The organism is Methylobacterium isbiliense, from assembly GCF_022179325.1.
GTDB classification, from domain to species: Bacteria; Pseudomonadota; Alphaproteobacteria; order Rhizobiales; family Beijerinckiaceae; genus Methylobacterium; species Methylobacterium isbiliense.
On sequence record NZ_BPQQ01000022.1, the window covers coordinates 251,164 to 270,616 of the forward strand.

General features: G+C 73.6%; 19 protein-coding genes. 14 read left to right on the forward strand and 5 right to left on the reverse strand.

Translation table 11 applies throughout. The features are described 5' to 3' along the window. Nucleotides 1-4 precede the first annotated feature (4 nt). Nucleotides 5-1,765 carry a methyl-accepting chemotaxis protein gene (locus tag MFF61_RS10755; RefSeq protein ID WP_238235104.1) on the reverse strand — a complete coding sequence of 587 codons (1,761 nt, stop codon included), beginning with the start codon at nt 1,763-1,765 and terminating at the stop codon, nt 5-7. A gap of 550 nt (nt 1,766-2,315) precedes the next feature. Between MFF61_RS10755 and MFF61_RS10760 the strand changes: the two genes are divergently transcribed. Continuing rightward, the gene (locus MFF61_RS10760; RefSeq protein WP_238235105.1) at nt 2,316-3,179 is read left to right on the forward strand and encodes a 3'(2'),5'-bisphosphate nucleotidase CysQ family protein; all 864 of its coding nucleotides are present in this window, start codon (nt 2,316-2,318) and stop codon (nt 3,177-3,179) included. A 29-nt stretch (nt 3,180-3,208) separates the two neighbouring features. Here MFF61_RS10760 and MFF61_RS10765 read toward each other — a convergent pair whose 3' ends face one another. Then, a complete protein-coding gene (locus tag MFF61_RS10765) occupies nt 3,209-3,718 on the reverse strand; it encodes a YHS domain-containing (seleno)protein (RefSeq protein ID WP_238235106.1) in 510 nt (169 codons plus the stop codon). Between the two features lie 199 nt (nt 3,719-3,917). On the opposite strand from MFF61_RS10765, the gene MFF61_RS10770 reads away from it, so the two are divergent. From MFF61_RS10770 to MFF61_RS10780, 3 genes are all read left to right on the forward strand, one after another. Further along, the gene (locus MFF61_RS10770; protein ID WP_238235107.1) at nt 3,918-4,520 is read left to right on the forward strand and encodes a DUF1134 domain-containing protein; all 603 of its coding nucleotides are present in this window, start codon (nt 3,918-3,920) and stop codon (nt 4,518-4,520) included. 90 nt (nt 4,521-4,610) lie between these two features. Further along, nucleotides 4,611-5,537 (forward strand): coiled-coil domain-containing protein, encoded by a 927-nt coding sequence (locus MFF61_RS10775; protein WP_238235108.1) that lies wholly within the window; start codon nt 4,611-4,613, stop codon nt 5,535-5,537. A gap of 208 nt (nt 5,538-5,745) precedes the next feature. Next, complete coding sequence (locus MFF61_RS10780) at nt 5,746-6,003, forward strand: 3',5'-cyclic-nucleotide phosphodiesterase (RefSeq protein WP_238235109.1); 258 nt, start codon at nt 5,746-5,748, stop codon at nt 6,001-6,003. Nucleotides 6,004-6,128: 125 nt separating this feature from the next. On the opposite strand, the gene MFF61_RS10785 is transcribed toward MFF61_RS10780, so the two are convergent. Continuing rightward, complete coding sequence (locus MFF61_RS10785; RefSeq protein WP_238235110.1) at nt 6,129-7,025, reverse strand: LysR family transcriptional regulator; 897 nt, start codon at nt 7,023-7,025, stop codon at nt 6,129-6,131. 155 nt (nt 7,026-7,180) lie between these two features. On the opposite strand from MFF61_RS10785, the gene MFF61_RS10790 reads away from it, so the two are divergent. Both MFF61_RS10790 and MFF61_RS10795 read left to right on the forward strand, forming a co-directional pair. Then, on the forward strand, nt 7,181-7,702 hold the full coding sequence (locus MFF61_RS10790; RefSeq protein ID WP_238235111.1) for a nuclear transport factor 2 family protein: 522 nt from the start codon (nt 7,181-7,183) through the stop codon (nt 7,700-7,702). Between the two features lie 62 nt (nt 7,703-7,764). Continuing rightward, nucleotides 7,765-8,826: an aldo/keto reductase gene (locus tag MFF61_RS10795; RefSeq protein WP_238235112.1), complete on the forward strand. Its 1,062-nt coding sequence runs from the start codon at nt 7,765-7,767 to the stop codon at nt 8,824-8,826. 10 nt (nt 8,827-8,836) lie between these two features. On the opposite strand, the gene MFF61_RS10800 is transcribed toward MFF61_RS10795, so the two are convergent. After that, nucleotides 8,837-10,945, reverse strand: coding sequence for a hybrid sensor histidine kinase/response regulator family protein (locus MFF61_RS10800; protein WP_238235113.1), 2,109 nt, complete (start codon nt 10,943-10,945; stop codon nt 8,837-8,839). 190 nt (nt 10,946-11,135) lie between these two features. Between MFF61_RS10800 and MFF61_RS10805 the strand changes: the two genes are divergently transcribed. The 8 genes from MFF61_RS10805 (at nt 11,136) to purQ (ending at nt 18,497) form a co-directional block, all read left to right on the forward strand. Beyond that, on the forward strand, nt 11,136-11,468 hold the full coding sequence (locus MFF61_RS10805) for a hypothetical protein (protein WP_238235114.1): 333 nt from the start codon (nt 11,136-11,138) through the stop codon (nt 11,466-11,468). Between the two features lie 70 nt (nt 11,469-11,538). Further along, nucleotides 11,539-12,804 carry a diaminopimelate decarboxylase gene (lysA, locus tag MFF61_RS10810; protein WP_238235115.1) on the forward strand — a complete coding sequence of 422 codons (1,266 nt, stop codon included), beginning with the start codon at nt 11,539-11,541 and terminating at the stop codon, nt 12,802-12,804. Between the two features lie 97 nt (nt 12,805-12,901). Beyond that, nucleotides 12,902-13,060: a hypothetical protein gene (locus MFF61_RS10815; protein ID WP_238235116.1), complete on the forward strand. Its 159-nt coding sequence runs from the start codon at nt 12,902-12,904 to the stop codon at nt 13,058-13,060. An 87-nt stretch (nt 13,061-13,147) separates the two neighbouring features. Beyond that, entirely contained in the window at nt 13,148-15,754 is a 2,607-nt protein-coding gene (locus MFF61_RS10820) for a TIGR02302 family protein (RefSeq protein ID WP_238235117.1), read from the forward strand. Between the two features lie 158 nt (nt 15,755-15,912). Then, entirely contained in the window at nt 15,913-16,098 is a 186-nt protein-coding gene (locus MFF61_RS10825) for a twin transmembrane helix small protein (RefSeq protein WP_238235118.1), read from the forward strand. Nucleotides 16,099-16,205: 107 nt separating this feature from the next. After that, entirely contained in the window at nt 16,206-17,474 is a 1,269-nt protein-coding gene (locus MFF61_RS10830; protein ID WP_238235119.1) for a glycoside hydrolase family 5 protein, read from the forward strand. A gap of 97 nt (nt 17,475-17,571) precedes the next feature. Continuing rightward, entirely contained in the window at nt 17,572-17,814 is a 243-nt protein-coding gene (gene purS / locus MFF61_RS10835) for a phosphoribosylformylglycinamidine synthase subunit PurS (RefSeq protein ID WP_238235120.1), read from the forward strand. Beyond that, on the forward strand, nt 17,811-18,497 hold the full coding sequence (gene purQ / locus MFF61_RS10840; RefSeq protein WP_238235121.1) for a phosphoribosylformylglycinamidine synthase subunit PurQ: 687 nt from the start codon (nt 17,811-17,813) through the stop codon (nt 18,495-18,497). The genes purS and purQ overlap by 4 nt, the downstream gene beginning before the upstream one ends. A 34-nt stretch (nt 18,498-18,531) precedes the next feature. On the opposite strand, the gene MFF61_RS10845 is transcribed toward purQ, so the two are convergent. Next, a complete protein-coding gene (locus MFF61_RS10845; protein ID WP_238235122.1) occupies nt 18,532-19,452 on the reverse strand; it encodes a hypothetical protein in 921 nt (306 codons plus the stop codon). Nucleotide 19,453 lies beyond the last annotated feature (1 nt).

The following is a 19,453-nucleotide window of genomic DNA, read 5'->3' on the forward strand; positions in this document are numbered from 1 at the left end:
CGCCTCAGAGGCGGTAGGCCATGCGGAACCCGCCCCAGTGCCGTCCCGCGACGCGGATCGGCGCATCGATCTCCCGCATGCTCACGCTCTGGCCCCCGCCCATGTCGCGCACGTAGGACTGGACGGTGAACGGCGCGGTGCTGCGCGCCGCGATCAGACCGGCCCGGTCGTCGAAGATGCGCCGGTTGCGGCAATGGGCGGTGTTCCAGTCCGTCTCGCCGGGGCGCTGGGGATGCGAGTAGACCCGGTTGTGCACCGGCAGGAAGCCGTTGCGGTCGACCGCGGCGCAGAAGGCGAGGCGCGGGTCGGCGGACAGGAACCGCTCCTGAACCGGCGTGAGCAGCTCCTCCAGCACCGGCACCGCCGGCGTGAGATATTGCTGCGGATCGGTGCCGATCACCGGCTGGTAGGCGGTGTCGAACAGGGCGGCCTCGGTGAGCCGTCCGGCCGCGAGCGCCTGGTCGAGGAGCGCGCCGATCTCGGCCGCCGCCGCCGCCGCGCGCGCCGCGAGGGTCTCGTTCTCGGCCCCGATCCGCGCGGCGAGATCCGCCACGCGACCCGCGTGGGCATCCGGCACGTCGAGGGCCGCGAGGTGCAGGCCGAGCCGGCTGGTGGCGACCACGCGGGTCATGACCCGGCCGAACTCCTCGGTCTCCACCGTGACGGCGCTGCCCACCGGCGCCGTCACCCCCTCCGGGGCCGTCACCAGGAAGCCGCCGCGGCTGACGTCGACGGTGCGCGTCGCGACGATCCGGCCGCCGCAGACGAGCCGCACCGGGAGCGCCACCGGCAGGCGGGGCTCCCGGCGCCGGTCGCCGAGGGCGTTGCCGCGCAAGGCCACGAGGACCCGCGTGGTCATCCGGTCGATGGCGTGGGAGGAGGCGTCGGTCGCGGCGCTCACGGCCGCCGCGGCCTGCGCCTCGTGGTCGATGGCGGCGGCGTTGTCCACGACCTGCGCGACGAAGCTCGCCACCGTCTCGGCCGAGCGCGTCAGTTCCACCGCCGAGGCGGTCTGCTCCTCGACCGCGGCCGCCACCTCGACGAAGGTCGGGCCGACCCCGGAGGCGAGCGTCGCGGCGCGGGCGACGGTGTCGGCGGAGGCGCGCGTCTCGGCCTGGAGCCGGCCGACATTCTCGCGGATCCGGTCGGCCGCCCGCGCGGTCTCGGCAGCCAGCGCCTTGACCTCCTCGGCGACGACCGCGAAGCCGCGGCCCTGCGCGCCCGCCCGCGCGGCCTCGATCTTGGCGTTGAGCGCCAGCAGGTTCGTCTGCCGGGTGATCGCCGCGATCAGATCGATCACCACGCCGATCTCCGCCGAGGCGGCGTTCAGGTGATCGAGGCGGGCCTGCGCCTCCGAGATGGCCTGCACCACCCCGTCGAGCAGCCCGCCGGCCGCCTGGGTCTGCGCGCTGATGCTGCCGGAACTCTGGGCGAGTTCGCTGGCGGCCTCGGCCAGGAGCCGCGCCGTGCCGTTGACGGAGCGCGTCTCCGACACCAGGGCGCCCGTACGCCCGCAGATGTCGGCCAGCGAGGCCTTCGCCTGCGCCACCGCCGCCGCGACCTCGCCGGAACTCCGCTTCACCGAGGTCACCAATCCGAGGAGATCCTCCTCGATCCGGCCGATCAGGTCGTCGCCAACGGCCGATGGCGGCTCGTGCGGCGACGCGTGCACCGGCTCATGCGGCGGATCCTGCGGCGGATCCTGCGGCAGGGGGGGCTGGGGCCGACCGGCGGGTGCGTCCGGACGGCGAAACAGCGCAAGCATGGGACGTTCCTCCTCCTGATTGCGGCGCGTTGCCATTGGCGATGCTGGATCTACAATCGATGAGGTCGGAGATCGGAATTTTCTATTAATGCGATTCTTGACAGTACTAGGTAGGATGGCTTAGGGCGGCCGGCCCCAGGACCGGGTGCGCAGCCGCGGCATCTCAGCCGCGACGCCCGATCGATGCGGTGTCGCGCGTCTTCCGACATTGCATGACGTAGAGGAATAGCCCCGATCCTGCCGTCTCGGGGCTCACGGAGCGACGGCTGGCGTCCGGGCGTGCGTCGTCGCCCTGCGGGCGGGACCGTCATCCGGTCCGATCGGCAGTTCTGCGGCGGCGACCGGCCCGGAACGGCCGGGCCGGATGCGAGGCAGATCCCGACCGGTCCGAGGTCCGGCGACGATCGTCTCACCGTGTCACGCCGCGCCGCGCCGGTGCCCGTGATCCGCGCGCGGGCCATCCGTCCGGCGCGCATCGGCCTCATGGTATAGGCCGCGGCATAGGCCGCTGCGGATCGACAAACGGCGCCGGGCGGCGCATGACGACAGGATGACGACCTCGCTCTCCCCCGGGGCGGTGCCCGATGCCGCCCTCCGCGACGCCGTCGCGGCCGAACTCGCCGCGATCGCCTGCGCGGCGGGCGTGATCCTGCGCGGCTTCGAGACCGGCACCTGCGGGCACCACCTCAAGGCCGACGGCTCGCCCACCAGCGAGGCCGACCTCGCGGCCGAGACCCACATCATCGCCGCGCTGCGGCAGCACTGGCCCGACATCCCGGTCGTCGCCGAGGAGACCGCCAGCACGCGCCCGGCCGGGCCGCTGTTCTTCCTCGTCGATCCCCTCGACGGCACCCGCGATTTCCTCAAGGGGACGGGGGAGTACTGCGTGAACATCGCGCTCGTGGCGCAGGAGCGGCCGGTGGCCGCCGCGATGGCGGCGCCGGCGCTCAGGCGGGTGTGGAGCGCGGGCGCGCGGGCGGTCGCGGCCGAGATCATCGACGGGCGGCCCGGTCCGGCGCGGCCGATCGCGGTGCGGCCGGTCCCGCGCGAGGGCATGACCGCCCTCGTCAGCCGCCGCCATGGCGAGGAATCCGACGAGACCTGCCTCGCGGGCCTGCCGGTCGGCGCCCGGCGCCCGGCCTCCTCGGCGCTCAAGTTCGGTCTCATCGCGGCCGGCGAGGCCGACCTCTACGTGCGCAGCGGCCCCACGATGGAGTGGGACACGGCCGCGGGCGACCACATCCTCACCCAGGCCGGGGGCTGCGTGGTGGGGCATGGCGGCCGGCCGGTGCGCTACGGCCGCGCGCAGGCGCAGTACCTCAACGGCCCCTTCGCGGCGCTCGGCGATCCGTCCTACGCGGATCGCGTCGTGCTCCCGGAGACCTGCCCCGAGGCGCGCGCGGCGCGGGCCTGAACCGCCCCTCCGGGGCGGCCCGGCCGCCCTCAGGGCAGGACCAAGCGCTCCATCGCCGGCCAGCGCGCCTCGGCGGCGGCGAGCAGGGCGGCATCGCCCTGCGCCCGCCGCTCCACGCTGCGAAAGAGATAGAGCCCGGCCCGGCCCCGCAGGGCGACGAGCGGATCGGGATCCACGAAGCGGCCCTCCGCCACCCCGACGGGATCGTAGCCGCCGAGCCGTGGCGCGTAGGCATCGGGATCGCGCGCGAAGGCCGCTTGGTTCGCCGGGCCGGCGAAGCGCCACACGAGCCCTGCCCAGGCCGATTCGAAGGCGGGCCGGCCCGGGGCCGGTACGGGATCGAGGGCATAGGAGACCGCGTCGAAGCCCCGCAGCGCGAGGCCCGTGAGCGGATCGGCCGCGTAGCGGGCGGGCACGACCGCGCGGGAGGCCGGACTGGGCTCGCGCCCGCCCGCTCCGGCGGCCCGCGCCGGATCCGCCGCCAGGGCGCCCGCCGCCAGCGACAGCAGGCCGCGCCGCGTTAACGCCTTGTTGCCCATATCCCCCCATCCTTGTGCACGTCCGGGACGGGACGGGCTTGGGGCGGCCGAGGCCGAGGCTCCCGTGCGCCCGCCCGGGCGGCGCGAGGTTCTCGGCGGACCTGCCCGAGCGGCCCGCCGCGCTTCGTGTGCGTGCATCCTGTTCGCCGCCGAACCGGTGACCGCGTCCGTGACCGACGCTAAGCGAGGGATCCCTAACATGCTCCTGTCGCCCTCACCTGCGACGCGCACCCGCCGCGCGTTCCTGACCTCCGCCGCCGCCGCCCTCGCAGCCGGCCTCCTCCCGGCCGCCGCGCAGGGACGGGGCCCCGGCGAGGCCGACACCTTCGATTCGCGGGAAATCCTCGATTCCGGACACCGCTTCTTCGGCTCGATGTCGCGCGGCCTCGCGCTCACCGTGCAGGAGGCGGGCCGGCGCTGGGGTGAGCCGAACGGCTATATCCTGGGCCAGGAGGCGTCGGGCGCCATCATCGGCGGCGTGCGCTTCGGCGAGGGGACGCTCTACACCCGCAATGCCGGCCAGCGCCGGGTGTTCTGGCAGGGGCCGTCCCTCGGCTTCGACGTCGGGGGCGACGGCGCGCGCACCATGATGCTCATCTACAACCTCCCCTCCGTGCGCGGCCTCTTCCGCCGCTTCGTCGGGGTGGACGGTTCGGCCTACGTGGTGGGCGGCGTCGGCATGTCGGCCGCGACCGCCGACAACATCGTGGTGGTGCCGATCCGCACCGGGGTCGGGGCGCGCTTCGGCATCAACGTCGGCTACCTGAAGTTCACCGACGAACCGACCTGGAACCCGTTCTGATCTCGGCGCTTGGCCGGCGGGCGCCTCCCGTGGCAGGGTCCGCCCGATCCCCAGGCGTGAGCCCGAGCGACCGATGAGAGTGCTGTCCGCGTGATCGAAACCGTGATGATCTTCGCGCTGGGCTTCCTGTGCGCGGGGCTGTGCGCCCTGTTCGTGCTGCCCGCGCTCAACGCCCGGGCCGAGCGGCTCGCGCGCCGCAGGCTCGAAGCCCAGTTCCCGATGTCGATCGCGGAACTGACCGCCGAGAAGGACCACCTGCGGGCGGAGTTCGCGGTGCTGCAGCGCCAGCTCGAGCGCAAGGTCGAGGAGGCCCGCGCCGAGCGCCGGTCCGAGATGGAGGAACTCGGCCGCCGTCAGGTCCGCATCGGAACGCTCGCCACGGAGCTGGAACAGCGCGACGCGCGCCTCGCGGTGCTGGACACGGATCTCGCCGGAACCCGCGCCCGCCTCGCCGCCGCCGAGACGGAACTGACCGAGCTGCGCGTGGCGCGCGCGGCCGCCGAGGAGGCCTTGCGGGCGCTGGAAGGGCCGCACCAGCAGGCGCTGGCCGAGCTCGACGCCGTGCGGGCGGCTCTCGCGGGGGCCAACCGCGCCGCGGCCGAGGCCGAGACGGCGCGCGGCCTCGCGGAGGCACAGGCGCGCGAGGCGCGCGAAGCCCAGGCGAGTGCGGGCGAGCGGGTGGCCGTGGCGGCGCGCGACCAGATCGCGGCCCTGGAGGACGCGCTGGCCGATCTCACCACGCGGCACGTCGCCACGGAGCGCGACCTGGAGGAGCTGCGGCAGGCCCACGCGGCGGCGCTGGCCGCGCTCGACGGCGCCCGGCAGGCGCTGGACGAGGCCGAGGCCCGGGCGGTGCCGGACGAGCGCCTGCGGGCCGAGAACGCCGCCCTGGAACGGCGCATCGCCGAGGTGGCGGACGCGCTCATGGCGCAGGCCCGGCTCGCGCCGCGGCCGGAGCCGCGCCTGCCGGCGGCCACGCCGATGCCCGCCCCGGCCGCGGCGCATTCGGCCGGCTGAAACGATCGCTTCCCCCGGCCGTGCCGGCCTGTCCCGCACCAGGGGAGCGAAGCGGTGCGCCGACGCTCCCCTGGTGCGGGAACGGCGGATATCCGCGGTTCCGAGCCGCTCCGGGCAATGGCCCGCGGGAGGCGCCGCTCTTGTCAGACGGGCTGTTTCGCGCCATGTCGGCGCACCTTCCCCTCACATGCCGCGAGGCTGCATCGCCATGACGATCAAACCGACGTCGTTCGCTCTTCTCGTTGCCGGGGCTGTTCTCGTCGCCGGCCCGGCCCTGGCCCAGCGTGACGATCCCAATCTCAAGAAGTATTGCACCGGTGATTATATGACCTACTGCGGCAACCTGCCGCCCGAGAGCCCCGAGGTGGATCGCTGCTTCGAGAAGAATATGTCGAAGATCTCGGTGAACTGTAAGAAGGCGATCGACTACTACGAGCAGACGCAGAAGAAGGGCGGCCGGAGCTGAGGCTCGAGGCCCGTCCGGCCCCGTGATCCCCGATACCCTTCGGGGAGGCGGCGGCAGCACGCCGCGAGACCGGCCCGGCCGCGCCGTCCCGCAGCGACCCGTTCGACCGCCGCCGGGAACACGCGTCAGCCGCGGCGGTTCTCGCGCAGGTGGTCGACCAGCGCGCGCAGCTTGAGCGGCATGTTGCGCCGGTCCGGAAAATAGAGATGGAAGCCGGCGAAGGGCGGGCTGAACGCCTCCAGCATGGAGACGAGTTCCCCGCGCGCAAGGTAGGGCCGGAAGGTCTCCTCCATGCCGAAGGTGAGGCCGGCCCCCGCGCAGGCCATCCGGATCATCAGCCCCATGTCGTTCGTCGTCATGGCTGGGTTCACCGCCACGTCGAAGTCGCGCCCGTTCTCGGTGAACTCCCAGCGGTAGGGGGCCGCCCGCGGGTGCGGCCGCCAGCCGATGCAGGTATGGCCGGGCAGATCCCGAGGGTGCCGCGGCCGGCCTCGCCGTGCCACGTACGCGGGTGACCCCACCACGAGCTGGCGCTGATCGCCCGAGACCGGCACCGCGATCATGTCCTGCTCGATCACCTCCCCGAGCCGCACGCCGGCATCGTAGCCCTCGGCCACGATGTCGAACTCGTCGTCGCTGATCGTCACGTCGAGCACGACCTCGGGGTGGGCGGCGAGGAACGTCGCCAGGATCGGCCCTGACAGAAAGCTCTCGGCGATCGACGAGGCGGTGAGCCGCAGGAGCCCGCTCGGGCGGGCGCGCAGCTCGCCCGCCGCGTCGAGCGCGGAGGCGACGTCGGCAATCGCTGGCCCGACCGCGTGGTGCAGGCGCTCGCCCGCCTCCGTCAGGCGGACGCTGCGCGTGGTGCGCTGCACCAGCGCGACGCCCATCCGGTTCTCGAGCCTGCGGATCGACTGGCTGACGGCCGAGCGGCTGACCCCCAGCCGCTGCGCCGCCGCCCGGAAGCTCAGGGTCTCGGCCAGGGTCACGAAGACCGACACGGCGTTGAGATCGGTGCCCATTGGTGACGGGACCTTACCAACCCGGTCAGTGCTGCGCCAGTTCAGGGAGCCAATCGCCTCGGCTAGACGATCGGGCACAGGGACGGCCCCGGGCATCCGATCGCCAGCCGGATCAGGCCCTCGGCGCGCCCTGCCGATGAACAGGGAGATCGACGATGGCATCCCGTCTTCGTTCAACGGGCTCGGCCCTGCTCGCCGCCGCGCTCGCACTGGGGGTGAGCGCCGGATGGGCCGGATCGCGGGCCGGCGAGCCGGCCGAGCGGAACAAGCGGATCGTCGCCGAGGCGTTCGATCGCTGGGCCGCCGGCGGCACGACCTTCTTCACGGACCTCCTCGCCCCCGACGTGGTCTGGGTGATCGAGGGGTCCGGCGCGAGCGCGGGCACCATCCGGGGCCGCGACGCGCTCCTCGACCTCGTGCGCCCCTTCGCCGCCCGGCTGTCGCAGCCGCTCCGCCCGACGATGCGGCGGGTGTGGGGCGACGGCGACCACGTCATCGTCCACTGGCAGGGCGAAGCGGTCGCGCGGGACAGCCTCCCCTACCGCAACCGCTACGCCTGGATCCTGCGGATGCAGGACGGAAAGGCCGTCGAGGTCAACGCCTTCCTGGATCTCGCCGCCTTCGACGACGTGCTGCGCCGCATCCCCGAGCCGGCACGCACCGGCGACGCCCGATGAGCGCTGCCGCCCCCGCGCCGGCCCGTCGCGCCGCTCCTCCCTCTCCTCAAGGAACGCCCCGCATGCCCGCCCTCGATCAGTACCGCCCGCTCGGCCGCTCGGGCCTGCGCGTCTCGCCGCTGGCGCTCGGCACCATGACCTTCGGCTCCGACTGGGGCTGGGGTGCGGATGCCGACGAGGCGAGGGCGATCTTCGACCTCTACGTCGAGCGCGGCGGCAACCTCATCGACACGTCCGTCAACTACACGAACGGCACCTCCGAGCGCATGGTCGGGGCCTTCGCCAAGGGCCGGCGGGAGCGGCTCGTCCTGGCCACGAAGTTCACGATGGCGCGCGATCCGGGCCAGCCGAATTCCGGCGGCAACCATCGCCTCAACCTCGTGCGCTCCGTGGAGCAGAGCCTGCGTCAGCTCGGCACCGACTGGATCGATCTCCTGTATCTCCACGGATGGGACGGCACCACCGCGCCCGAGGAGGTGATGCGCGGCCTCGACGACCTCGTCCGGCAGGGCAAAGTGGTCTATCTCGGCATCTGCAACACGCCGGCATGGCGCGTCTCGCAGATGCAGACCCTCGCCGATCTGCGGGGCTGGTCGCCGCTCGTGGCGCTCCAGATCGAATACAGCCTCGTCCAGCGCACGGTGGAGCACGAACTCCTGCCGATGGCGCGGGCGATGGGCCTCGGGGTCCTGCCCTGGTCGCCCCTCGGCGGCGGCGTGCTCTCGGGCAAGTACGGCCCGTCCGACCTCGCCCGCAGCGACGGGCCGGAGATCGCGGCCTCGCGCAAGGGCGTGATCGCCGCGACCGGACACATGACGGACCACGCGCTCGCGCTCGCCGAGGTCGTCCGCGAGGTGGCGGCGGAGTGCGGGGCGACCCCGGCCCAGGTGGCGCTCGCCTGGACACTCCTCGGCCCGGCCGTGGCCGCGCCGATCATCGGGGCGCGCACGCGCGCCCAGGCGGAGGAGAATCTCGGCGCGCTCAGTGTGGCCTTGTCCCCCGACCAGCGGGCGCGTCTCGATGCGGCGAGCGCGCCGGCCCCGATCTTCCCGGCCGCGTTCCTCGACCGCCCGATGGTGCAGCAGCTCATCTTCGGCGGGGCACGGGTCGCAAGAGCTGCCTAGGGCCGGCATCTCAGACTGACGCTTGGGCGCGGTTCTCCGCCTCCAGGGCCGCGGCCAGATCCTCGATCGTGAAGGGTTTGCGCAGCACGGTCTCGCCGGGGGCCGGCCGCGGCCCGTCCTCGCCCTCCCGGCCGTGGCCGGTGGCGAACACCACCTTGAGGCCGGGCCGGCGCCGCCGCGCCTCGGCCGCCAGCGACGGCCCGTCGAGGCCCGGCATCACCACGTCGGTGAACAGCACCGCGACGTCCCGGTCGTTGTCCAGGCAGGCGAGCGCCGCCTGTCCGTCCGCCGCCGTCAGCGTCCGGTAGCCGAGTTCGCCGATGGTCTCGGCGCTGGCGCTGCGCACCATGGCGTCGTCCTCCACCACCAGCACGGTGCGCCGGCCGCGCTCGGGCACCTGCGCCGGCAGCCGGCCGCGGCCCGTCGCCTCCACCGGCGCCGCGCCGTCGTGGACGGGCAGAACCAGCACCACCGCGGTCCCCAGCCCCGGCGCGCTGTCGATGCGGACGGTGCCGCCCGACTGGGTGACGAAGCCGTAGACCTGGCTGAGGCCGAGCCCGGTGCCCCGGCCCTGCGGCTTGGTGGTGAAGAACGGCTCGAAGGCCCGCGCCACCACCTCGGGCGGCATCCCGGTGCCGGTGTCGCGCACGGTGATCGCCACCGCCGGACGGGCGCCCTCCAGCGTGTCGCGGGCGGTCTCGATGGTGAGCCGCCCGCCCCCCGTCATGGCGTCGCGGGCGTTCACCGCGAGGTTGAGGATCGCGTTCTCCAGCTGGTTCTGGTCGACGAAGATCGGCGGCGCCTGCGGGGCGAAGCGCGTCTCCACCACCACCGTCTCCCCGAGCGTGCGCCGCAGCAGGTCGATCATGCCGGAAATGAGCCCGTTCGGATCGGTCGGGCGCGGCTCCAGCGGCTGCTGGCGCGCGAAGGCGAGCAGGCGGTGCGTGAGCTTGGCGGCGCGGTCTGCGCCGTCGAGGGCGCCGTCGATGAAGCGGCCGACGTCGGTGTCGCCCCGCGCGAGGCGCCGCTGCAGCACTTCGAGCGAGCCGGTGATGACGGCCAGCAGGTTGTTGAAGTCGTGGGCGATGCCGCCGGTGAGCTGGCCCACCGCCTCCATCTTCTGCGCCTGCCGCAACTGGCCCTCCGCGGCCATGCGCTGCGCACTCTCGCGCCGCAGGTCGGCGAGCGCCGCCTCCTCGGCCCGCGCCCGGCGCAGGGCCAGCCACGCCATCAGCACCAGGGTGAGCGCCGAGATGCTGGCGACCGCGCCGTAGAGCTTCAGGTTCTCGTACCACTGGGCCTCGGCGACCGCCGTGGGGGTCGAGAAGGCGACCTGCACCGGGTACTCGCCGACCCGCCGCCACGCGTAGCGCTCCTCGGCGCCGCCGGGCGGCGTCCCCACCGCCGACCCGCCCTGGGGGCGGGCGTGGATTGCCCGCATCAGGGGATCGGCGGCCGGCAGCCGCGGCTCGGCCTGCGGGTCGTCCGGCTCGCGCACCAGCACGGCGCCGTCCGCCCGCAGCAGCAGGGCCTCGTGGGCGGTAGGCGCCGCGGCCTCGGCGTAGAAGCGCGCGAAGTAGCCGGTGCCGAGCGCGATCACGATGACCCCGTCGAAGCGCCCGTCCTCCGTGGAGCGCCGCCGGCTCACCGAGAAGAGCCGCTCCCCGCCCTCGCCGTCCCGCACCGCCGGGCCGACATAGATGCCGATGTCGCGCGACCGGTGGACCCCGAACACGTCCCGGCCGGTCAGATCCCGACCGAGGTCGCTCTCCCGGCTGCTCGCCCGCACCCGCCCCTCCGGATCCACCACCCAGACCGCCACCGCCTGGGCGAGCGGCGCCTTCAGGGTGGCCAGGAACGCGGTGGTGCCGGGGCTGCCGATCTGCGACCACGAGCGGTCGAAGGCGTAGTCGTCGACCCGGTCCATCGCCAGTTCGGCGGTGTCGAACACCTTCGAGGCGTGCTCGTGCATCACCGCGGCGGTGCGGATCAGGGAGGAATCCGCCTCCCGCAGCACCTCGGCCCGGTTCCACAGCGCCGCCCCGAGAAGGACGACGCACGGGACCAGGATGGCCGCGGCGACGAGGAGTTGGTGCAGCCGCACCGTCGAGAGGCTCACGGATCTCCCTCACTGCGCGACGCAGGCCGACGCCGGGATCGAAGCAAAGCTTAACCGTTCGGGCGGATCAAGGCGAGTGAGCAATTCGCGCTGCACGTGCATTCGGCGGTGGCGTGACGGGCTCGCCTCGCAGGTCCCGGGCCGCTATGGTGCCACGGCCACGCTTGGCGTCGGCGGTCGGGATCAGCGGATGCCCCTGTTTCGTCTCCTCGTCATCCTCGGCCTTCTCGCCCTCGGCTGTGCGGGGTGCGGCCGGCGCGGGCCGCTCGAATCACCCGTTGCCGCCGGCTCGCCCGCGCCGACGCGCACGGCCCCGTCTACGGTGGCGAACCCGGTCTCCGGCCCGGCGGCACTGTCGGGCACGATCGGGCTCGACGACGGCGGGACGCAGGCCGCGGATCCGGCCCTGCCGCAGGTGCCGGACGTGACCGGCATCGCCCAGGCCCCCACCCAGTCCTCCCGCAGCCGGCGGCGCAACTACGTGATCCCGCGCGAGCCGTTTCCCCTCGATCCGCTGCTGTAGAAGCGCGGGCCGTGGTGTATGGCGGGGCGCATCCCCCGCCCCCCGTCACCTTGGCCCCGTCGAGACACCGATGCACCACTTCAGCTACCGGAACGGCACGCTCCACGCGGAAGAGGTCGACCTCACGCGGCTGGCCGAGGAGGTCGGCACGCCCTTCTACTGCTACGCCTCCGCCACGCTGGAGCGGCATTACCGCGTCTTCGCCGAGGCCTTCGGGGAGGACGACCCGCTGGTGTGCTACGCCGTCAAGGCGAACTCGAACCAGGCGGTGCTCGCCACCCTGGCGCGGCTCGGCGCGGGCATGGACATTGTCTCTGAGGGGGAGATGCGCCGGGCGCTCGCGGCCGGGGTGCCGGCCGAGCGCATCGTGTTCTCGGGCGTCGCCAAGACCCGCGGCGAGATGGCGGCGGCGCTCGATGCCGGCATCCTCTGCTTCAACGTCGAGAGCGAGCCGGAACTCCTCGCCCTCTCGGAGGTGGCGGAGGGTCTGGGGCGGCAGGCGCGGATCTCGATCCGGGTCAACCCGGACGTGGATGCGCGCACCCACGCCAAGATCTCGACCGGCAAGTCCGAGAACAAGTTCGGCATCCCGATCTCCCGCGCCCGCGAGGTCTATGCCCGCGCCGCCGGCCTGCCGGGCCTGTCGGTCACCGGCGTCGACATGCATATCGGCAGCCAGATCACCGATCTCGCCCCCTTCGACAACGCGGCGGCTCTGCTCGCCGAACTCGCCCGCGACCTGATGGCGGCGGGCCACCGGCTCGACCACATCGATTTCGGCGGCGGCCTCGGCATCCCCTACCGCGACGACAACGCGCCGCCCCCCGATCCGCGCGCCTTCGCGGCGGTGATCCGCCCGCATTTCAAGCCGCTCGGCCTGAGGCCGGTGTTCGAGATCGGCCGGCTGATCGCCGGCAATGCCGGCATTCTCGTCACCCGCGTGGTCTATGTGAAGCAGGGCGAGGGGCGCACCTTCGTGATCGTGGATGCGGGCATGAACGACCTGATCCGCCCGACCCTCTACGAGGCCTATCACGGCGTCCGCCCGGTGGCGGAGCCCGCCCCGGACGCCCGGCGGATCACCGCCGACGTGGTCGGGCCGGTCTGCGAGAGCGGCGACTACCTCGCCCTGCAGCGCGAGATGACGGCGGTGGCACCCGGCGATCTCCTGGCGGTGATGAGTGCGGGCGCCTACGGGGCGGTGCAGGCGGGCACCTACAACACCCGGCTCCTCGTGCCCGAGGTGCTGGTGCGGGGCGGCGCCCACGCGGTGGTGCGGCCGCGCCAGAGCTACGAGGCCCTGATCGGCCTCGACCGGATGCCCGCGTGGCTGTGAAAGCGCGGATCGCTCAAATGCGACGCATTCGCGAAAGCGGGAGGCCAGGGGAGCGGTCGTAGACCTTGGGGCAACCGATGCCACGAGGCCCCATCCGATGACCCAGACCCGCTCCCTGCGTGCCCGCGCCGAGGCCGTCGTCGCCCAGGCGCGGCGCCTCGCCCGCGAGAACCATGCGCTGCTGGCGGCGGTGCGGGCGAGCCTGCACGAGGCCGCCGAGCCCCCCGCCCCGGCCCGCCGGCCTGAGCGGATTTGACCCGCTGGCCGTCCGGCCGGCCCGTGCTAGCCTCCTCCGATGCCCGGCGAGACGGTTCGGCGGGCGCGGCGCGAGCGGGAGTACGGCATGAGCGAGGCCGACGGGACCCCGACGGACCGGCGCGACCCCCGCGCGGGCCTCGACCGGCTGGTGGTCCGGGCCGGGCGCGTCGCCGCCTGGGAGCAGGCGTGGCCCGTCCTGTGGCGCGGCCTCGCGGTCGGGCTCGTCTTCTTCGCCGCCTCCTGGCTCGGCCTGTGGCTCGACGCCTCCCCGACGCTGCGCATGGTCGGGGTCGGGCTGTTCGCCGCCGCCCTCGTTCTCGCCCTCGTCCCGCTCCTGCGCCTGCGGCGCCTCAGCCGCCCGCAGGCGCTGGCGCGCATCGACCGGGACGCGGGTCTGCGCCACGGCCCGGCCCAGGCGCTTGAGGATACGCTGGCCCTCGGCCGGCAGGATCCGGGCACGCAGGCCCTGTGGGCGCTGCACCAGCGCCGGGCCGCCCAGCTTCTCGACCGCCTCAAGGTCGCGGGTCCCCGCCCCGGCATGGCCCGGCGCGACCCCTATGCGCTGCGCGCCGCGCTCCTGCTCGCGGCGGTCGGCGGCGCCTTCGTGGCCGGCCCCGAGGCCGGGGAGCGGCTGCGCGCCGCCTTCGACTGGCGCGGGCCGCCGGCCGCCGCGCCCGCCTTCCGCATCGACGGCTGGATCGACCCGCCCCTCTACACCCGGCTTCCGCCCCTCATCGTCAACCTCGCGGAGGCCGACCAGCGCCTGCGCGCGCCGGTCAACGCCACGCTGGTGATCCGCATCGCCGGCGCGGCCGAGGCCACAGTGACGCCCGGCAGCGGCCTGCGGCCGGCGCCCGCCGCCGCCCAGAAGCCCGGGCTCCTGCTGCGCGAGGAGCGGTTCGTGCTCACCGGCGGCACCGCCGACCTCACGGTCCAGACGGGGCTGTCGCGCAGCCACCGCCTCACCGTCGAGACGATCCCCGACCGCCCGCCCGAGATCGCCTTCGCGGGTCCGCTCGAATCGAACGGACGCGGCACCTTCACGCTCGCCTACCGGGCCAAGGACGATTACGGCATCGCCGGCGCCGAGGGCGTGGTCGAGGCGCAGACGCGCGCCCGCACCCTGGTGCCGCCGCCCCGTCTCGCGCTCAGCCTGCCGGCCGAGGCGCAGGGCAGCAACGACACCCGCACCCTCGTCGATCTCACCGACAATCCCTGGTCGGGCGCCCGCGTGACCCTGACCCTCGTCGCCCGCGACGAGGCCGGCCAGGAGGGGCGCAGCAACGCGCTCAGCCTGACGCTGCCGGGCCGGGTCTTCACCCAGCCGCTCGCCCGCTCGCTCGTGGAGGAGCGCCGCCGCCTCGTCCTCGACCCGGACGGCGGCCGCGCCCGGGTGCAGACCTCGCTCGACGCGCTGCTGATCGCGCCCGAGCGGTTCACCCCGCAATGGGGCGTCTTCCTGGGCCTCAAGGAGGTCTCGCGCCGCCTCGCGGCGGCCCGCAGCGACGAGGCGCTGATCGAGGTGGCCGATCTCCTCTGGGCGATCGCGCTGCAGATCGAGGAGGGCGATCTCTCGGATGCCGAGAAGGCCCTGCGCGCCGCCCAGGACCGCCTCCGGGAGGCGGTGGACCGCAACGCTTCCGAGGAGGAGATCAGGAAGCTCGCCGAGGACCTGCGCCAGGCGATGGACCGCTTCCTGAAGGAGTTCGCGCAGCGCCAGCAGCAGAGCCCCCAATCGGGCGAGCAGCGCCAGCAGCAGCAGGCCGACCGCACGGTCACGCCCGACGACCTCGACCGCATGCTCAAGCAGATGCAGGAGGCGATGAAGCGCGGCGACGTGGCGGAGGCGCAGCGCCTCCTCGACCAGCTGCGGGGCATCCTCGAGAACCTGCAGATGGCCCAGCCCGGCTCCCGCCTGTCGGATCCCGCCGCGCGCGAGATGAACCGGCAGATGCAGGAACTCGAGACCATGGCGCGCGAGCAGCAGGGCCTGCGCGACGAGACCTTCCGGCAGGGCCAGGAGCGCCGGTTCGGCAACCGCGGCCAGCCGCAGCAGGGCCAGCCCGGCGAGCGCCAGCAGGGCCAGCGCGGCCGCCAGCCGGGGCAGCAGGGCCAGGGTGAGCCCGGCCAGCCCGGCGAGCGCCAGCAGGGGCAGCGCGGCCAGCAGGGTCAGCAGGGTCAGGGCCTCGGTGACCGCCAGCAGGCCCTGCGCGAGCGGCTGGAGCAGCTGCAGCGGCGCATGAAGGAACTCGGCCTGCAGGGCGAGCAGGGTCTCGCCGATGCCGAGCAGGCCATGCGCGAGGCCGAGCAGGCCCTCGGCCAGGGCCAGGACGGCAGCGCCGTCGATGCCCAGGGCCGCGCGCTCGAAGGGCTGCAGCGCGGCACGCAGGGCATGGCCCAGCAGATGCAGCAGATGGGTCAGGAGGGCGAGGGGGGCGAACCCGGCGAGGGCCCGCAGGGTCAGGGCCAGCCCGGCCAGCCCGGCCGCCAGGGCGCGCGCGACAACGATCCGCTCGGCCGCCCGACCCGCAGCCGCGACTATTCGGACGGGCGCGTGCGCGTGCCCACCGCCGAGGAATCCGGCGTCGAGCGCGCCCGCCGCATTCTGGAGGAGCTGCGCCGCAAGCTCGGCGATCCGAACCGTGCCCGCGAGGAGCTCGACTATTTCGAGCGCCTGCTGCGCCGGAACTGAGGGGATCCGTGGTGCCGCACGCCTGAGTCACGCCGTCTGCGCCGCGTGATGCGCGGGATCCGCGATCCCGCAACCCTCGGCACGCCCGTCTCCCGCGCGGGAGACCCGGCCGTCGCGCGCCGTCCCGAAGCGATCCAACCCTCGCGAGTCAGTCTCCCATGTCGGGCAATACCCTCGTCCTCGTCGCCTGCCTGGCGGTCGCCGTCGTCCTGCTGTTCGGTCTCGTCAACATGCTGCGCGGCGGCAGCGCGAACCTCTCCCAGCGCCTGATGCGCCTGCGCGTGGTGCTCCAGTTCGTCGCCATCGCGGTGATCATGGGCGTGCTGTGGTGGCGCGGCGGCTGATGCGCCGTCCCGCGCGTGCGGTCGCCGCCGCGGCCTCCACGATGCGGATTGCGTAGCCGTGCGGGCCTGCCTCGGCCTGCCGGCCGAACCGTGAGAGGCTGCCGGCCATGACGATCCGGCCCGTTCTCCGCGCGCTCCTCCTCCTCCTCGCCGCCGCGACCGCCCTGCCGGGGCCGGCGGCGGGAGGCCCGCAGCCGCAGGCCGCCTTCCGCCGCGGCGTGGGCGTGCATTCCATGCTCAACTGGGCGCAGGTCGAACCGGCGGACCGCACGCGCTACCGCAGCGCTCCCTTCGACGGACCGGCCTACGACCTGCCCGATGCGCTGATCGCCAACGTGCGGGAGGCGGGGTTCGACTTCGTGCGGCTGACGGTGGATCCGGGACCGTTCCTGCAGCTCTCCGGCGCCCCGCGGGAGGCGCTGGACGCCAAGCTCCTCGGGACGGTGCGGCGCTTCCTCGGCGCCGGCCTCGCCGTGCTGGTGAACCTGCACGCCAACTCGCAGGTGCCGCGCTACGATGCCGTCAACTGGCTGCACGCGACCGACACCCCGGTCTTCCGCGAGTACCTCGCCTTCGTCGAGCGCACCGCGCGGCTGCTCGCGGGCCTGAACAGCCCGGCTGTGGCCTTCGAGCCGATCAACGAGCCGCCCTACGGCTACGATGCGGCCAGCGTGAAGCGCTGGCAGGCGATGGCCGAGGGGCTGCACGCCGCCGTCCGGCGCGGCGCCCCGGACATGCTCGTGGTGCTCACCGGCGCGCGGGGCGGCAACCGCCACGGATTGCTCTCCCTCGACCCGACGCCGTTCCGCGGCAGCCGGGTGCGCTACTCCTTCCACTACTACGAGCCCTACACGTTCACGCACCAGGGCGTCGCCTCGAAGGAGCCGAGCGCGGCCCTGTGGCGCTACGTCTCCGACCTGCCCTACCCGTCCGCCAGCATGCCGGCGGCCTTCGTGCTCGAGACCGTCAGGGCCAATGTCGAGAGCGAGCCGGGCCTCGATCCGCTGACGCGCCAGCGCACCGTCTCGGCGGCGCGGGCCTTCGTCTCGGCCGCGCTGGCCGAGGGCTTCGATCGCAGGCGGATCGAGGCCGCCTTCGACGAGGTCGCGGCCTGGGCGGCCCGCCACGGAGTCGACAAGCGGCAGATCCTGCTCGGCGAGTTCGGCGCCTGCCGCACCTACGGCCGCTACCGCGCCGCCGACCCGATCTCCCGCGAGGCGTGGCTGCGCGACGTGCGCGAGGAGGCCGAGCGGCGCGGCTTCGCGTGGTCGGTCTGGGAATTGTCCGGCTACGGCGGCATGGCGCTGGTGAGCGAGGACGGCGCCAGCACCCTTGACCGGCCCAGCCTGCGGGCGCTCGGCCTGTACGGTCCCTGAGCGGCGATTGCCTCACCGGCGGATCCGCACTATCCGGGGTCCAAGTCCTCGGGGTTCAAGTCCCCGATGTCGAACCCCCGCTGTCGAAGGCCTGCCGATGAAAGCGCGCGTCACCGTCACCCTGAAGACCGGAGTCCTCGATCCGCAGGGCAAGGCCATCGAGGGGGCGCTGCGCTCCCTCGGCATCGAGGGCATCGCCAGCGTCCGCCAGGGCAAGTTCTTCGAGGTCGAGGTCGAGGGCGCCGACCCGGCCGCCGCCGAGGCCACCGTGAAGGCCGCCTGCGACCGGCTCCTGGCCAACACGGTGGTGGAGAACTACCGGGTCGAGATCGCCCGATGAAGGCGGCGGTCATCGTCTTCCCGGGCTCGAACCGCGAGGCGGACGTCATCCGGGCGCTCACCCTGTCGGGGGCCGAGGCGGTGCGGGTCTGGCACGCCGAGACGGACCTGCCCGCCGGCACCGACCTCGCGGTGCTGCCCGGGGGCTTCTCGTACGGCGACTACCTGCGCTGCGGCGCCATCGCGGGCCGGGCCAACGCGATGGATGCGGTGCGGGCGCACGCGGCCCGCGGCGGGCTGGTGCTCGGCATCTGCAACGGCTTCCAGATCCTGTGCGAATCGGGGCTCCTGCCCGGCGTGCTGATGCGCAACGTCAACCGCCGCTTCATCTGCCACCGCCAGACCCTGCGGGTGGAACGCACCGACACCGCCTTCACCCGGGCCTACCGGCAGGGGCAGGTGATCGACGTCTGCGTGGCCCACGGCGAGGGCAACTACTACGCCGATCCCGAGACCATCGCCCGGATCGAGGGCGAGGGCCGCGTCGCCTTCCGCTACTGCGACGCCGCCGGCAACCTCACCGAGACGGCCAACCGCAACGGCTCCCTGAACTCCATCGCCGGGATCTATTCCGAGACGCGCACCGTGCTGGGGCTGATGCCCCACCCGGAAAACTTCGTCGAGGATCTGGTCGGCGGGACGGACGGGCGCGGCCTGTTCGAGAGCCTCGCCAGGGCGGCCTGACGCGCCGCCCTCCCGCCCCCGGGGCGAGAGGACTCTACGGCGGCGTCGGTTTCCCGAACAGGGCGCTGATCATCGCGTGATCGCTGACGCGCCCGCCGCTCGGGCGGGGCTTGGCCACGCTCAGCGAGACCTCGCCCGATGCGTAGGGCGACCCGTCGCTCACCATGACGCGGTCCCAGCGGTGCTGTCCCAGCTCGGACGCGCTGCCCTTCCTGAGCGTCGTCCCGGTCGTCAGCGACGCCGAGATGTCCTTGTAGCCATCCCTCTCGATCTTGCCGAGATAGTTGAGGTCGCCGATGATGATGTCGGCATCGGCCGCGCGCGAGGCCTGCGTGATCGCGTCGATCACGTCCTTGTTCTGATTGCTGACGCGCGGGTTCGGCGCGTGGAACGCCGCGATCCGATGCTCGGGACCGGTCCCGTCGCTGCGCTGCGCGCGGAAGAGGAAACCGTCCCGATACCAGTCGGCCTCGTAGGTGTTCGGCCTGAAATGGTCGGTCCGCGCTTCGAGCGGATGGTTCTTGCGCGCCCGCAGGCCCTTGGCCTTGATGCGGGACTGGTGGGCATCCATCCGCTCCTGCGCCTCGACCTTCCGCTTTCTGATGGTCTTCTTGAGGACGGAGCGGAGATTCAGAGCCCGCGACGTCACCTTCAGGCCGCGGGACATGGAGATGATCCATTCGCGCGTGTGGCTCGCGCCACCGAGGTCCACCGCCTTGAACGAGACGCCCTTCAACCCGGCTCGTCTGAACTCCTTGCGCAAGCCCCTGCGGATGGCCGTGACCTGCTCCTGCTGGCCCTTGACCTCAAGCAGGAAGCCGAGGAAGGGCGTCTTGGGCGACAACGCCGTGTCGTCGACCCGGGCCTTCACCGTGCTGGCGATCTCCGGGGCGACGGCGAGCTTCCCCGTCCCGAACTGCTCGATGTTCCATGACAGAAGGTTGAACTCGCACATC

Bases quoted from the DNA above. Each gene is read 5' to 3' on its own strand.
- MFF61_RS10755 (WP_238235104.1), bottom strand. From the start codon at position 1,765: ATGCTTGCGCTGTTTCGCCGTCCGGACGCACCCGCCGGTCGGCCCCAG.
- MFF61_RS10760 (WP_238235105.1), top strand. From the start codon at position 2,316: ATGACGACCTCGCTCTCCCCCGGGGCGGTGCCCGATGCCGCCCTCCGC.
- MFF61_RS10765 (WP_238235106.1), bottom strand. From the start codon at position 3,718: ATGGGCAACAAGGCGTTAACGCGGCGCGGCCTGCTGTCGCTGGCGGCG.
- MFF61_RS10770 (WP_238235107.1), top strand. From the start codon at position 3,918: ATGCTCCTGTCGCCCTCACCTGCGACGCGCACCCGCCGCGCGTTCCTG.
- MFF61_RS10780 (WP_238235109.1), top strand. From the start codon at position 5,746: ATGACGATCAAACCGACGTCGTTCGCTCTTCTCGTTGCCGGGGCTGTT.
- MFF61_RS10785 (WP_238235110.1), bottom strand. From the start codon at position 7,025: ATGGGCACCGATCTCAACGCCGTGTCGGTCTTCGTGACCCTGGCCGAG.
- MFF61_RS10790 (WP_238235111.1), top strand. From the start codon at position 7,181: ATGGCATCCCGTCTTCGTTCAACGGGCTCGGCCCTGCTCGCCGCCGCG.
- MFF61_RS10795 (WP_238235112.1), top strand. From the start codon at position 7,765: ATGCCCGCCCTCGATCAGTACCGCCCGCTCGGCCGCTCGGGCCTGCGC.
- MFF61_RS10805 (WP_238235114.1), top strand. From the start codon at position 11,136: ATGCCCCTGTTTCGTCTCCTCGTCATCCTCGGCCTTCTCGCCCTCGGC.
- lysA (WP_238235115.1), top strand. From the start codon at position 11,539: ATGCACCACTTCAGCTACCGGAACGGCACGCTCCACGCGGAAGAGGTC.
- MFF61_RS10815 (WP_238235116.1), top strand. From the start codon at position 12,902: ATGACCCAGACCCGCTCCCTGCGTGCCCGCGCCGAGGCCGTCGTCGCC.
- MFF61_RS10820 (WP_238235117.1), top strand. From the start codon at position 13,148: ATGAGCGAGGCCGACGGGACCCCGACGGACCGGCGCGACCCCCGCGCG.
- MFF61_RS10825 (WP_238235118.1), top strand. From the start codon at position 15,913: ATGTCGGGCAATACCCTCGTCCTCGTCGCCTGCCTGGCGGTCGCCGTC.
- MFF61_RS10830 (WP_238235119.1), top strand. From the start codon at position 16,206: ATGACGATCCGGCCCGTTCTCCGCGCGCTCCTCCTCCTCCTCGCCGCC.
- purS (WP_238235120.1), top strand. From the start codon at position 17,572: ATGAAAGCGCGCGTCACCGTCACCCTGAAGACCGGAGTCCTCGATCCG.
- purQ (WP_238235121.1), top strand. From the start codon at position 17,811: ATGAAGGCGGCGGTCATCGTCTTCCCGGGCTCGAACCGCGAGGCGGAC.
- MFF61_RS10845 (WP_238235122.1), bottom strand. From the start codon at position 19,452: ATGTGCGAGTTCAACCTTCTGTCATGGAACATCGAGCAGTTCGGGACG.